10 protein-coding genes and 1 pseudogene are annotated in these 14340 nt (G+C 68.3%); 7 read left to right on the plus strand and 4 right to left on the minus strand.

The features are described 5' to 3' along the window. Window positions 1-584: 584 nt before the first annotated feature. Window positions 585-1484: a replication-relaxation family protein gene (locus AB0M27_RS43075; RefSeq protein ID WP_365730925.1), complete on the plus strand. Its 900-nt coding sequence runs from the start codon at window positions 585-587 to the stop codon at window positions 1482-1484. A 497-nt stretch (window positions 1485-1981) separates the two neighbouring features. Here AB0M27_RS43075 and AB0M27_RS43080 read toward each other — a convergent pair whose 3' ends face one another. Both AB0M27_RS43080 and AB0M27_RS43085 read right to left on the minus strand, forming a co-directional pair. Next, entirely contained in the window at window positions 1982-2935 is a 954-nt protein-coding gene (locus AB0M27_RS43080; protein WP_365730927.1) for an FAD-dependent oxidoreductase, read from the minus strand. Between the two features lie 10 nt (window positions 2936-2945). Next, window positions 2946-4296 (minus strand): annotated as a pseudogene (locus AB0M27_RS43085) (transcriptional regulator). A 615-nt stretch (window positions 4297-4911) separates the two neighbouring features. Between AB0M27_RS43085 and AB0M27_RS43090 the strand changes: the two are divergent. Next, a complete protein-coding gene (locus AB0M27_RS43090; RefSeq protein WP_365730941.1) occupies window positions 4912-5949 on the plus strand; it encodes a S53 family peptidase in 1038 nt (345 codons plus the stop codon). A gap of 452 nt (window positions 5950-6401) precedes the next feature. Further along, window positions 6402-7499: an integrase core domain-containing protein gene (locus tag AB0M27_RS43095; RefSeq protein ID WP_365730929.1), complete on the plus strand. Its 1098-nt coding sequence runs from the start codon at window positions 6402-6404 to the stop codon at window positions 7497-7499. A gap of 66 nt (window positions 7500-7565) precedes the next feature. Here the strand turns inward: AB0M27_RS43095 and AB0M27_RS43100 are convergent, their stop codons facing one another. Together AB0M27_RS43100 and AB0M27_RS43105 are read right to left on the minus strand one after the other, a co-directional pair. After that, complete coding sequence (locus AB0M27_RS43100) at window positions 7566-8246, minus strand: helix-turn-helix domain-containing protein (protein WP_365730931.1); 681 nt, start codon at window positions 8244-8246, stop codon at window positions 7566-7568. 100 nt (window positions 8247-8346) lie between these two features. Continuing rightward, the gene (locus AB0M27_RS43105) at window positions 8347-8487 is read right to left on the minus strand and encodes a helix-turn-helix domain-containing protein (RefSeq protein WP_365730932.1); all 141 of its coding nucleotides are present in this window, start codon (window positions 8485-8487) and stop codon (window positions 8347-8349) included. A gap of 322 nt (window positions 8488-8809) precedes the next feature. Here AB0M27_RS43105 and AB0M27_RS43110 point away from each other — a divergent pair, with 322 nt between their 5' ends. The 4 genes from AB0M27_RS43110 to AB0M27_RS43125 all read left to right on the plus strand — a co-directional run bounded on the left by AB0M27_RS43110 (window position 8810) and on the right by AB0M27_RS43125 (window position 14261). Then, window positions 8810-10741 (plus strand): putative Ig domain-containing protein, encoded by a 1932-nt coding sequence (locus AB0M27_RS43110; RefSeq protein WP_365730934.1) that lies wholly within the window; start codon window positions 8810-8812, stop codon window positions 10739-10741. Window positions 10742-10848: 107 nt separating this feature from the next. Continuing rightward, entirely contained in the window at window positions 10849-11283 is a 435-nt protein-coding gene (locus AB0M27_RS43115) for a hypothetical protein (protein WP_365730936.1), read from the plus strand. Window positions 11284-12643: 1360 nt separating this feature from the next. Then, window positions 12644-13738 (plus strand): phosphatidylinositol-specific phospholipase C domain-containing protein, encoded by a 1095-nt coding sequence (locus tag AB0M27_RS43120; protein WP_365730938.1) that lies wholly within the window; start codon window positions 12644-12646, stop codon window positions 13736-13738. Window positions 13739-14051: 313 nt separating this feature from the next. Beyond that, a complete protein-coding gene (locus AB0M27_RS43125; protein WP_365730939.1) occupies window positions 14052-14261 on the plus strand; it encodes a hypothetical protein in 210 nt (69 codons plus the stop codon). Window positions 14262-14340: the final 79 nt, after the last annotated feature.

The following is a 14340-nucleotide window of genomic DNA, read 5'->3' on the forward strand; positions in this document are numbered from 1 at the left end:
ATGCACGGACGAGCAGGCTTCACCCTGCTCCGCCACCGCATCCTCCTTGGATAACAGCACGCTACGTCACCACCGAAAGTGAGACAGGGCCGTTAGATTTACACTCCCGCGTGGCGTCGTGACGATGGCGTGTGACCTCGTCTCGCTGCGCCCCGCCCGCCAATCCCCCCTCTGTGCCGGCCTGCCCGGCGCTAAGCGCGGAGGCCCCGGCCGACGCGCAACAACTACTCCAGGCCGCCCGATCCCCCGCCGCGCCGATCGCTGGCCCAGCCAGCCCGTCCCAACCCTTCTCTTTCTGTTTCGGGGTCGGCTGCGAGAGGCGCATAGGGGGATGTCGGGCTCCCGACCACGGCCGACAAGGCATGGTGACCTGCGCCTACGCCGTCCAGCGTGCGGCAGGGCACGGTCCGTTGTCGGAGGAGATATCAGCGGGGATGCCGGCACGGTCGGGGGCGGTGTTGTCGCCCCGTGACCGTGGTCGGGCCTTCGTGGCCGGTGATTCGGTCGGGGTCGCCTGCTGCTGTAGCCGGTATACGCGGCGCCGGGCGGGACGGCGCCGCCCGTAAGAGAGAGGCGGGCCGACGATGACCGACGTGGACGCGGGCAGTGGCGACCGGCTGGCGCTGGCGGTACTGACGCAGTACCGGATGGCCACCACCGAACAGATGCACCGGGTGATCGCCCCCGAGGTGCGCATCGAGCAGACCCGGCGGCGGCTGGCCAAAATGCGTCATGAGGGACTCATCGACCGCATCACCCTGCCCCAGGCCGGACGGCTGCGCGTGTGGTTTCCCACCTCCTACGGCGTGCAGATCGCCTCGGATTGGCCGGAGTTGCGCGGGCGGCGACCACCGAAGACGGTGTCCGATCCCACTGCCGCGCGACTGCGGACCGGACACACTCTGACGGTGACCGAGACCGCGCTCCTCTTCCTCGAAGACGCGCGCCGCCGCGGCGAGTTGTGCCGGCCGCTGGACTGGCTGCCCGAGGTCTACCACCCCATCGGGGGTGGTGAGGCCGTCATCCCCGACGCGCTGATGTACTACCGGCGCGGACCCGCGGACGGCGAGGGGTCGATGCTGCGGGCGTTCGTCGAGGTCGACCGGGCCACCATGGGCCCGGAACGCCTGGCCGCAAAGCTCACCGCCTACGCCCGCCTCTACCACTACGTGCCCGCCGCCCCGGGTCGCCACCGGCCGACCATCGGGCAGGAACCGGTGCAGGAGGAATGGCGAAGGCGCTACCCGCTCTTCCCCCGCCTCTTGTTCGTCCTTGACGGCACCGGCCCCGCCGGCATCACCACCCGCATCCGCGCCCTGCACGCGGCCGCCGTCGACCCGGCAGTGGCCGGCTTCCTGCACGCTGTCCCCGTGGTGGCCGCATCCCTCGCCGACCTGCGCAGCAACGGCCCGTCCGACCCAATGTGGCGCCCCATACGGGACCCCGACCGCACAGTGGTCTGGAGCCACGCCCAAAACGTATAGACCGGCCCGCGCAGCCGATGCACAGCGCCCACCGCCTCCGCGCGACGGCTGCGCAGAGTCTCCGACCACAGGCCCCCACCACAACCCCGACCGTGGACCCAACCACAACCCCGACCGCAGCCTTGCGCAAGGAACTGCGCACTGAGCGCGCAGCAGTTGCGCAGTACTCGTGGACGGTTGCGCAGTCTGCGCACCCGGGCGAACCGGAGCCTGCCCAGCCGCGCTCCAACCTGCCGTGGTCGGGCTCATGGTCGCCCCAGCCAAAGGGCCCACCACGCCTCTGCGCACCCGGCATGTCAACGGGTACGTGGTGATTGCGCATCCCTGGGCGGGCGATGCGCACCTGGCTTCACAACCGACCGGGGCCCCTTGCGCAGTTGGACCTGCCGATGGTGCCTGTGTACCACCCCATTGCTGGGACAGAACGTAGTGCCCCACCTTCCATTGGGTGGTGCGGCGTGCTCGCGGCCCGCAACCACACCCTCAGGAGTCTCAGATCATTGGGCTGAAAGCAGGTCCCGAGTTTCCTCGACGCATCCCCACGACAGCGTGACGCCGGCGCCACCGTGCCCGTAGTTGTGGACGACCAGGGTGCCGTCCTCCCACAGGTCCTCCTCCACACGGACCGTGGCACGGGTCGGTCGAGCGCCGATCCGGTGCTCCAGCACGCGGGCCTGGGCCAGACGGGGTTCGACCTCAGCGCAGCGGGCGAGGATGCCGGCCGCCGCCTTGTCGTCGCGGGCAAGGTCGCCCTCGCCGTCGATCGCTGTGCCGCCCAGGACGACGGTGTCGCCGTGGGGGTAGAAGCACAACAGATCCGACGAGAGGCCGGTGTCCTCGGAGAAGAACTCGGTCAGCCCCGGGTTGGTGACGACGACGTGCTGACCGCGGATCGGCCGGATGTCAGCGTCCGGGACCAAGTCGCGTGAACCGAGACCCGCGCAGTTGACAATCACCGAGGCCGGACCGGCATCCGCGAGCGAGGCCAGCCGTCGCCGCTCAACCGTTCCCCCGGCATCGTGCAGCCGGCGCATGAGGTAGTCGAGGTAGGTGGGCATGTCGATCAGCGGCACGGTGAACCGGTAGCCCGCCGTGAACCCGGCGGGGAGTTCGGCAGGCTCGCACGGCCGGAAGCCCGGCAGGGTCGTGGCCCAGTCCGGCACGGCCTCGGCTGTGCGGGACGCCTCGATACCACTGGTCAGCCGGACGCCTGTCGTCGCGTCCTCGGCCAGCTCCCGGAAGATCTCCAGGGACCGTTGTCCCCACTGTTCGACCTTGTCCTTCGGCTCGACCAGGTACGGACCCCACATCGCCCCGGCCGCCAGCGACGTGACACCAGGCACCTGCTCGGCGATCACGTGCATCGACACCCCGGCCTCGGCGAGAACGACGGCGGTGGTGAGCCCTGCCACCCCAGCCCCGACAACGACAACGCGCTCCCCTGCGGTCATGGCTTTGACCCTAGCCGCCGGGTGGTGTCAACCGGGCGTGTTGGGCGAGGGCGTCTTCCAGGGCCGGCAGGAAGCTGCGCACGTGAGGGTTGCGCTGTCGGCGACGGAGGTCTGCGGCAAGCTGATGGAGCAGTGCGGCGCTGCGAGGCGAGTGAACGGCATCGAGGCGCTCGGCGGCAATCTGGCCGATCTCGCAGGCCGCCTCCAGGTCTCCGTGGGCGCTGTGCCCCAGAGCCAGCCAGGCTCCCTCGAACATGGCCCTGCGCTGGCTCGGGTCACCGCGTGGGACCTCGTACGCCCCGGATCTGAGCATCTCGGTCCCCTCGGCGAGGAAGCGACGGCTCTTCTTCCTACTGTCGGCCTTCTGTTGGGCACGACCCATTTGGATCAGTCCGTAACCAGCCTGGCAGTCCAGGTGATTGTCCGTGATGAAGTACATCCAGCGGGGCTCTTCTTGGCGGCCGTCACGGCTTGCGATCAGTTCGCGGGCGGCGCCACGGGTGTGGGCGAAGTCGTTGTCACGGCCGGCGGCGGCGTACGCGTAGGCAAGCCGGGACAGGACAGACGCCCGTACGACCGGCGGGGCGGCGTCGCTTGCGCGGCGAGCGGCCTCACCAAGAGCCACGGCGTCCGCGGGGTGTCCTCGGCTCGCCGCCTGGAAGGAGAGGTCGCCGAGGATGTGAGCGCAAAGGGCGAGGTCGTTGACCTGATGTGCTGCCCGTAGCGCCGTGACGAAATAGCGCTGCGCCAGTCCGTGATCGGCCGCGTCGAAGGCCATCCAACCGGCCAGCTGCCCGATCTCCGCGAGCGCGCGGATCAGACGGCTCGCAACCGCGGGAAAGTAGCCGCCTTCGCGGATCAGCAACCCGACTGCCCGGAACTGCGCTCCCACATACGGGAGATGACGTGCCCCTCCGTGCTCGTCGTCGAGCAGTTGCAGCATGGGCAGGTGTTGCTCCACCTGGTCCACGAGCGGATCGGCGCCCAGCGGAGACGTCATCCGAGGCGTGTACTGGCCGCGTCCCGCGGTGCCGTCGAGGTACTGGGCGACGATCGCGAGGAGTCCCGCACCCGAGATCGCGAGGAACCGGCGTCGGTCGACGAGCCCTCCCATCACCCAGTCCTCCACGATCGCCTCCATGCCCTGCACGGTCCAGGGCCGCGCGAGATCCGTGTCCGCAGGGACGAGCGGTGACGAGTCGCCCACACGGCCCTGCCACAGTTCGGCCACCGAGACATCTTCTACCCACCTCCTGGGAGAGCACATAGGCGGCCGGCATCGGTAACGGCGAGCGCGGCAGGGAGCTGGCGTCCCGCCAGTGATACGGCGCCGACTCGGCCACCGTCCCCGCTCCGAACACCCTGTTGAGCTTGCGAGCGAGCGCCTTCGGGCTCCACCCGAGTTCGTCGAGGCACCCCGCCGCGGCGCATGGCGCGTTCCGGGTCGTACTTGGCGTAGTAGTCGCAGCCGAGGTCGGTGCCCCCGCTTGCGGCTGCGCCCCGATCCGCTCGCTTCGGACACTGCCCACCCGGCAAGCCAACGCCCTCGGCTACACCGTCCGCTTCGCCCCATCGAGGCGGCACGAGGCAATTAACCTCACCACCTCGATGACCAGGGCTCATGCTTCATTTTCGGGCCAGTCCCAAGTAGAGCGGAGTTCGACCACAGCGGCGGCACGGCTCGATTGTCATGTATGTCTACATCGTGTCCGGAAGGTTGACGAAACCTTGACGATTTTAGGAGTACACGACAAGTAGCGAATTTGCCAGTCTTCGAGCAGCCGTTTGTCGATCTCCCTTGCGAGGAGCGATACATGGACCTGCGCGCACGACTGACAGTAATCGGAACCGTGGCGTTGGCGGCGATCCCGCTCACGCTCTTCGGTCCCGGCGCCGAAGCCGCGTCGACCCCGACCCCTCCCGCCGTGGCCACGGCCCACTCGTGCTCCACACCCACCGCCGGCACGGCCTCCTGCATGGCGGTCGTCCGCACGGACCTCGCCACTCCCCACAAGCTCGCGCCCGCGGCGACACCGTCCGGGTATGGTCCCGCCGACCTGCAGTCGGCCTACAACCTGCCCTCTTCCACAGCCGGTTCGGGCCAGACGATTGCGATCGTCGACGCCTACGATGACCCCACCGCCGAAGCGGACCTCGCCGTTTACCGCAGCCAGTACGGCCTGCCGCCCTGCACGACCAGCAACGGCTGCTTCAGGAAGATCGACCAGAACGGCGGGACCAAATATCCGCGCGCCAACGGCGGCTGGGCCCAAGAGATATCGCTCGACCTCGACATGGTCTCGGCCGTCTGCCCGAACTGCAGCATTCTGCTGGTGGAAGCGTCGTCCAACTCATTCGCCAACCTCGGTACCGCGGTGAACCGGGCCGCTGCCACCCCGGGGGTCTCCGCCATCAGCAACAGCTACGGCGGCTCCGACGCTCCGGACGCCACCTACGGCTCGTACTACAACCACCCGGGCATCGCCGTCACCGCCAGCTCGGGTGACGGCGGCTACGGCGTCGAGTACCCGGCCTCCTCGCACTATGTGACCGCTGTCGGCGGTACGTCCCTGACCAGAGCATCCAACTCCCGTGGCTGGTCGGAGACGGCCTGGAGCGGCGCGGGTAGCGGCTGCTCCCAGTACAACACGGCGCTCAGCGGGCAGGCCTCCGTCAACACCGGCTGCAGCATGCGTGCCGTGGCTGACGTATCTGCCGTCGCCGACCCCAGCACGGGCGTCGCGGTCTACGACAGCACCGCCTACCAGGGCAGGTCCGGCTGGTTGGTCTTCGGCGGCACCAGCGTCTCCTCGCCGATCATCGCCTCCGTCTACGGACTCGCCGGGAACCACTCCACCATCGACAACAACTACCCCTACAGCCACGCTTCCTCGCTGTACGACGTGACCTCGGGAAGCAACGGCAGCTGCACCACCACCCAGTGGTGCAACGCCCGCACCGGCTGGGACGGCCCGACCGGCCTGGGCACGCCCAACGGCACCGGGGCCTTCTGACCCCCTGAGGTTTGGCCCAGGTCGTTCGGACACACCGTCGGGCCGGAGAGGTGTCTCCGGCCCGACCATGACCCGGTCGAACGGCACACCGGCGTCGATGGCACGTTGCAGCATCCGCCGGAAGTATGCGGTATGCGCGCGACGTACGCATGAAGCTCCGGTTGGAGGGGTGACCTGAGAGGTCACCCCTCCAACCGGAGCTTCGATGTGCCGCCAGGCTGCCACCATCTGCCTGGCCAAGTCGCCCACGCGTCAGCACAGAGGCGTCTTCCCGGAAGCAATCGCCCTGCACCTGCCCCTCCAAATGAAACTGCGCAGGCGGACCCTGCCCTTGCCGAAAACCTCATCCGCCCTGGTGGGAAGCGGCGTGCGCGGTGTAAGGGATCTTGGTGGTGGTCGCTGGAGACGGCGCTCTGGCGCGCGTGCCGAGAACTGCGGGAACATGATCGATCGTGCTGCTGCGACTGGCCTACCTGGGTGTGACGAACGCGTTTGCCGTGCTGCGCTTGCTACCGATGAGTGACCGCGGCAAGGACGTGGAAATCCTGGCGCTGCGTCATCGGATCACGGTGCTGGAGCGGCAACTGGGCGGGGACAGGCCGCGGTTCGGGCCGAGCGACCGGGCGTTCCTGGCGGCATTGCTGCACCCGCTTCCGCGCGATGCGCTGAGTCGGCTGCGGTTGCTTGTGCACCCTGACACGGTGCTGCGATGGCACCGCGACCTGGTCGCGCGCCACCACGCGTCCCGTTCCCGGCCGAAGCGCTCCGGCCGGCCACGCACCGTGCACTCCATCCGCGTCCTGGTGCTGCGCCTGACTCGGGAGAATCCCACGTGGGGCTACAGGAGGGTGCACGGCGAACTGCTCGTGCTCGGGATCAAGGTGGCCGCTTCCACGGTATGGGAGATCCTCAAGGAGGCCGGGATCGACCCCGCGCCCGAACGGAGCTCCAGCACCCGGGCCGACTTCTTGCGCTCCCAGGCCGACGCCCTGCTGGCCTGCGACTTCTTCGAAACGGTCACCCTGACCGGAGCGCGGCTGTACGTATTCGCCGTCATCGAGCACGCCAACCGCCGGATCCGGATCCTCGGCGCCACCGCGCATCCGACCGCGTCCTGGGTGGCGCAGGCGGCGAAGAACCTCGTCATGGACCTCGAGGACGCCGGCTGCCGGGCACGCTACATAATCCGGGACCGGGACGGGAAGTTCCCCGAACTGTTCGACACCGTCCTCGCCGACGCGGGGATCCAGGTCGTGCTCAGCGGGGTCCGCATGCCGCGCATGAACTCCCTTATGGACCGCTGGGTGCAGACCTGCCGCCGGGAGCTGTTGGACCGCACTCTCATCTGGGACCAGCGCCACCTCCTGCACGCGCTACGCCAGTTCGAGGAGTTCTACAACGACCACAGGCCCCACCAGGGCATCACCAACGCCCGACCCCTCTTCGCCCTGCCCAAGCCAATCGACAACCCTGATCAAATCGCTCACCTCGACATATGCCGAACCGACCGACTCGGCGGCCTCCTCCACGAGTACAAACATGCGGCCTGAGCAGGGCGGATGAGGTTTTCGGCAGGGGCACCCCCAAAGTCGACATCAAATTCCTCCCCTGCTGGATCACCCAGTCCCGGTTCGGGTGGCAGTCACACCGAGAATGTGTACCCGGCGTGTCTCAACCTCCATGAAGAACAGCACATAGAGACGTCGGTGAAACGTGGTGTCGACATGGAAGAAGTCGCAGGCCAGTAGGCCCGAGGCCTGGGCTCGCAGGAAGGAAGCCCAGGTGTCGTGCACCGCCTGGGGCGCGGGCGGAACGTTGCCCTGGCGCAGGACGGCCCGGACGGTAGCGGCCGAGACAGTGATGCCCAACCGGGCCAGCTCCCCCTGCACCCGCCGGTGGCCCCACAGCGGATTCTCGCGGGCCAGGCGCAGTATCAACTCCCGTGTCTCTTCCGGTATCGGTGGTCGGCCGAGACGCTTGTGAGGGTACGTCCACCTGTCCGCGATCAGCTCACGACGCCAGCGCAAGAGCGTCGCCGGTGTGACGAAGAAGCTGCTCCAGCGCTTCCTGGGAAGCAGCCGCGACAAGGCAGCCAGCAACACCCGGTCGCCTGGTTCCAGTCTCGGTTGACCAGCCTGGCGTTGCAGCACCGCGACCTGGTGCCGCAGCACCAACAGTTCGACGTCCTTCGCGGCGCTGCCCAGCAGCCGCAAGCCCCCGGCTCCAGCGACCGGCGTGCCAGCAGGTAGATCCATGACCACGGCATGACCATCGATCGTGCCCCAAGCGGCGGTCATCCCGCAGGGAAAGGCTGCAGGTCAGCATCTCGAACCCGAGTTTTCACGCGGGACAGGCGAGCCGGCGCCGCACCAGCGCCTCCAGTACGTCGTAAACGCGTTAGCGCGGCACATCGGCCTCACGCGCCACCTCCGCCGCCGTGTACGACTCGCGTCTGACCAGCGCGAGGTAGACCCGCGCCTCGTAGCGTGCCAGGCCCAGTGCCGTGAGGTCATTGACCGGTCCGTCGTCCGCATCCATGGCTCCACACGTTAGAGCTGATCGGCTGCGGACTCCCCCTGAAGCACCCGTGTATCAACTCCCTCCCCGTTCAAGGTCGTTGATCCTGCAGAAGTTCATGCTTCAAGGACAAGCCTTTGCCATTGGCGGGTAGCGCCTTGGAGTGGGCGCTCACTACCTTTCGCCGAAGCCACCACTGCCAGGGGTGGCAGCTCGCAGCAAAGCACGTGCTACTCGCAGCCCACAGGTATCAGTGGTTACGCGCCGTCTCGAATCATGTCATTTGACATGCTCCTGACATATGCCACGGGTAGGGCATCGATCCCCCATGGAGGGCAGTCTCTTGCGATCGCAGAACACCGACCACGCGAGACCCAACCGGCTCCGACGGCTCACTCGCCGCGGGGCCACCGCCCTGCTGTCGGCCGCGGCCTTGATCACCGGCGGCATGCTGGCCGCCGCGCCCCAGGCGGTTGCCGCACCGACGGCATCACACACGTCGAGCAGCTCCATCGCCAACCCCTACAGCCCCGCCTACCAGCACCCTTACCGGCACGGCGTGTTGCCGACCCTCCAGCGGCACGCCAAGATGGAGTCCTGGGCGGCCACTCATCCGGCCGCCACCGCAGCGACCGGGCCGCAGACGCTGTCCTACGGCGGCGGCGTCGACGGCATCGGTGTCCAAAGCGGCCACTCGAAGGTCTACCTGGTGTTCTACGGCACACAGTGGGGCACTCAGAGCACCAACAGCAACGGAGACATGACCTTCTCCGGCGACTCGGCGGGCGCCGCCCCCGTCGCCCAGGAGATGTTCAAGGACATCGGCACCGGCAACGAGCTGTGGTCGGCCGACCTGACCCAGTGGTGCGACGGCCCCAACGTGGCGTCGGGCGCCACCAGTTGCCCCGCCAATGCCAACTTCATCCCCTACCAGAGCGGCGGCGTGCTCGCCGGCACGTGGTACGACAACTCGGCCGCCTCGCCCAGTGCCGCCACCGGGCACCAGCTCGGCGCCGAGGCCGTGAAGGCGGCCGGCCACTTCGGCAACACCACGGCCGCCGCCAACCGCGACGCGTACTACGTCGTCCTGTCGCCCCACGGCACCAACCCGGACAGCTACCAGGGCCAGTACTGCGCCTGGCACGACTGGAACGGTGACACCACGCTGACCGGCGGTGCGGTCTCCTCGAGCTACGGCGACATCGCCTTCAGCAACCAGCCGTACAACATCGACTCCGGCGCGGGCTGCGGCGTCGGGTTCGTCAACTCCCCCGGCACACTCGACGGCTGGACCATGACGCTCGGCCACGAGTGGCAGGAGATGATGTCGGACCAGAACCCGGCCGGCGGCTGGACCAACCACACCGGCAGCTCCTACAACGGCCAGGAGAACGCCGACGAATGCGCCTGGATATCGCCGGGCAGCACGGGTGGAGCGGCGAACGTCACGATGGGTACCGGCACCTTCGCCGAGCAGGCCAGCTGGTCCAACGACACCAACTCGTGCGCCATCAGCCACGCGATCGTCGGCGGCAGCACCGGGAACACGGTCACCGTCAACAACCCCGGGAACCAGAGCAGCACCGTGGGCACGGCCGTGTCCCTGCAGATGACGGGCTCCGACTCCGCCTCCGGCCAGACCCTCACATACACCGCGACCGGGCTGCCGGCCGGACTGAGCATCTCTTCCAGCGGCCTGATCAGCGGCACCCCCACCACGGCCGGCACCTCCTCCGTCACGGTCACCGCCCACGACACCACGGGCGCCTCCGGCAGCACCTCGTTCACCTGGACCGTCAGCAGCACGGGCGGCGGCTGCGCCAGCCCCGGCCAGAAGCTCGGCAACCCCGGCTTCGAGACGGGCACCGCTTCCCCCTGGACAGCCAGCAGCGGCGTGATCGACAACTCCGGCAGTGAGCCCGCCCACTCCGGCAGCTGGAAGGCCTGGCTGGACGGCTACGGCAGCACCCACACCGACACCCTGTCCCAGTCGGTGACCATCCCCGCCGGGTGCAGCGCCACCTTCTCCTTCTACCTGCACATCGACACCGCCGAGACCACCACGACCACGGCCTACGACAAGCTGACCGTCCAGGTCGGCACCACCACCCTGGCCACCTACTCCAACCTGAACGCGGCCGGCGGTTACGTACTCAAGTCCTTCAACCTCTCCAGCTACGCCGGTCAGACGGTCACGCTGAAGTTCACCGGCACCGAGGACTCAAGCCTGCAGACCAGCTTCGTGGTCGACGACACCGCCCTCAACGCCTCCTGACCCCACCAGGCCCCCGGGCCCAGCAGGACACGTTCCGCCCCAGCAGGGAACCACTGCTGGGGCGGAACCGTCTCACCGGCACACATTGCCGGGAAGGAGTCTCGTTCATGGCGCTCCCTCGCTCCCACTTCGCACCTTGCTTCGCCGCATGCCTGGCTCTCACCGCCATCTCGGCCTGCGGCGCCGACGCCGCGCAGTCTGCCGCGCCGACCACGCCCGCACCCCTCCGGCTGGATGAGCGCACGAACCACACCACCGTCTCGGCCACGGTGGGCACCTCGGTGGTGGTCACGCTGCACAGCACATACTGGTCCGACCTCACCAGCAGAACACCCGATGTCCTGGCCGCCGCCGGCGCCTCGCGGGTCACATCGGCCCACACCTGTGCCCCGGGCAGAGGCTGCGGCACTGTCGAACTCGCCCTGCGCGCCGTCCGGCCCGGCTCAGCAGACATCACGGCCCGCCGCACCAGTTGCGGCGAGGCCCGCCGCTGCGTCGGCGATGAGGGCCGATACAGCGTGACGGTGAAGATCCGTGGGTAGACAACGTCGCTCAGGAGCGTGGTAGTCGGCCCGTGTATCCGGATGGACAGGAGTCCCACGGGCGAAGACGAAGCTGCCTCTGGCGGTGGCAGCCGCAGGCAGAGCTACTCGCGGTTTCGATGGTGTTGCGGCGCCGGGGCGCCGTCAATGATGCGGTACTGCTCGTGTTGCGCCACGAGAACGCGGCGCCGCGCAGACAGTTCCCGAACCCGGGTTGGTACGAGCCGGCAGATCGCCCGTGGTTCGTGGTGCTGTCCTCCCTGATTCCCCGGCGCCGGTGGGCGCAACTGTTCCCGGTGACGCCCGCGACGCTGCTGGCATGGAACCGCAGTCCGGGCGCGCGCAATTGTGACTACAGCAAGCGCCGAAGGAGGCCCGGTGGACCGTCGACCGTGAGTGCGGTGAAGGCTCTGGTACTGCGGCTCGCCAGGGAGAATCCGCGGTGGGACTGCCGTCGGATCCAAGGGGAACTCGTCCGACTCGGATACCCGGTCGGCTCGACGACGGTTCGGGAGATCCTCACCGCGGCGGGCATCGATCCAGACCCCACGCCGTGGAGGGTCGGCATGACGCGAGTTCCTGACCGCGCAAGCCGAGGGCGTCATCGCCTGCGACTTCGTCCACATCGACCTGGTCGGCCTACGCCGCCTGTACGCGCTGGCTTCCTCGCACACGGCACACGCGGCTGCGCATCGCGGGAGTGACCGCTCATCCACCGGACTGCGCCTGCCGAAATTGCCATCCATGCAGCTCAAGGCCGTGCCCGGGGCTGAGGCAGGATGATCACCGGTGTTGCTTCGACTCGCCTGCCTGACCGTCTCCAACGCGTTCGCCGTCGTGCGGCTGCTACCGATGAGCGACCGCGTCAAGGACGCGGAGACCTCGCCCTGCGTCACCAGGTCTCCGTCCTCGAGCGGCAACTCGGTACGGACCGGGCGACATTCGCTCCGGAGGACCGCGCATTCCTCGCCGCTCTGCTGGAGCCGCTGCCGCGCGAGGTCCTGAACCGACTACGGCTACTGGTCCGACCGGACACCCTGCTGCGCCGGCACGCGGCCTGATGGAGCAGCGCCACGCCCGCACGTGCAGACCGCAGCTGGTCCTGACGGTCCGCCAAGCGACTTTCGTACGCCACCGCTCCACCACCCACGACCGTACGACTCGCGACACCCCCCCATGCCCGCTGTCCACTTGTCCTGCCCTGCACGGGGCGAGAGGCGTTCCACTGGGTGACGGAATTCCGCATACGGCTGGAGCGGGAAGCCGACAGCAGGAGTCCGTATCGCATTACGTGTCATGTCTCCGTCGATTCATGCCTGGCCGTCAACGTTCTGACGCAAAGCCACCCACTGGAGGACACGTGACCGGTCAGTTGAACCGCCGGCTTTCCGTTGGACTGCGTACGGCGCTGATGGGCACGCTCACCGCCTGCCTGGCGTTCACCATCGCCAGCGCCGGAAACGGCACCGCAGCCGCCGACACCACCGGAACGGAAACGCTTCCGCTCTCGGGCGCCACCACGTCCGGCCTGCACAACACCTACGACCCCGCCGCGTTCACCTATCTCGCGCAGGGGCTCGACACGGGCACCTCGCTGATCGAACTGGACGTCTGGGACGACTACTTCACCCAGGAGTGGAAGGTCAGCCACGACAGCCTGACGAGCAACAGCAACAACTGCGTCAACGCGTCGACCCCCGCCGATCTCTACACCGGCGGCGCCAACAAGGACCTGGAGAGCTGCCTGGACGACGTACGGGTCTGGCTCGGCGCGCACCCGGGGCATGCCCCGCTGATCATCAAGCTGGAGATGAAGGCCGGCTTCCAGGCCAACCTCGGGATGAGCCCGGCCAAGCTCGACCAGTCGATCAGCGCCCACCTCGGCAACCTGGTCTTCAAGCCGAACGACCTGCTCAACAAGCCCGGCGGCGGCCAGTACGCCACCCTGGACGACGCGGCAGGCGCCAACAACTGGCCGACCCGGCAGGCGCTCGCCGGCAAGGTGATCTTCGAGATCATCCCGGGCACCGTCGAGGAGAACAACCCGACCGACAGCCTGTGGACGGACAAGGAGTACGCGGGCTACCTGCGTGACCTGCACACCCAGGGCAAGACCGCCCAGGCCAACATCTTCCCGTCGGTCCACAACGCCCAGGCCGGCGACCCGCGCACCCGCTACTCCGACACCTCGCTGCGCCCCTGGTTCGTGGTGTTCGACGGCGACGCGGCCACGTACCTCGGCGGCTCCATCGACACGAGCTGGTACGACACGCGCCACTATCTGCTGATCATGACCGACGCGCAGAACGTGCCGCCGCTTCTCGACGACACCAACCCCTCGGACGCGGACGCCCAGGCCCGGATCACCGAACTGGCCAAGGCGCACGCCACGGTCGCCTCCAACGACTGGCGTGGCCTGCCCGACGTCCAGTCGATGGTCGTACCCCGCGGCTGACCCAGCAGCGGTCACGCCGTACGACCAGGCGCCCCCACGGCTCCCGCCGGCCGTGGGGGCGCCGCCGTCCTCATCCCCGTACCCGCACCGACAGTGCGGGTGCCGATAAAGCATCCGCCCAGTTCACGGCCCCGATCGCCGGTCTCCAGCCGTGCCTGCCCCTCTAGTCCGGGATGCGACCAGACGGGTGCCGTTGTCCGAGGTGGGGGTTATTTTTGACGCTGATCGTCATGGTTGTGCGTACCGGAAACGTTATCCATGCTGGTCAGCCTGCTGGCGAGCCCGGAGCCGCAGACTGGCATGATGATCGCTCGTGCTGCTGCGCCTCGCCTACCTGGCGATCACGAACACCTTCGCCACCCTGCGACTGCTGCCGCTCAGCGACCACGCCAAGGACATGGAGATCCTGGCCCTACGCCACCAACTCACTGTGCTCGAACGGCAACTCGGCACCAACAAGGTCAAGTTCACCCCTGAGGACCGGGCCTTCCTGGCCGCCCTCCTGGTCCTGTGGGGCTCGTAAAGTCATCGCTGCAGGTGGGAGCCTGCGTGCCGAGCTCTCGGCGGTGGCTGGGATGCTGCACGCATGATCACCTCGCTGC

Origin of the sequence: Streptomyces sp. NPDC052107 (genome assembly GCF_040680215.1) — a bacterium.
GTDB lineage: Bacteria > Actinomycetota > Actinomycetes > Streptomycetales > Streptomycetaceae > Streptomyces.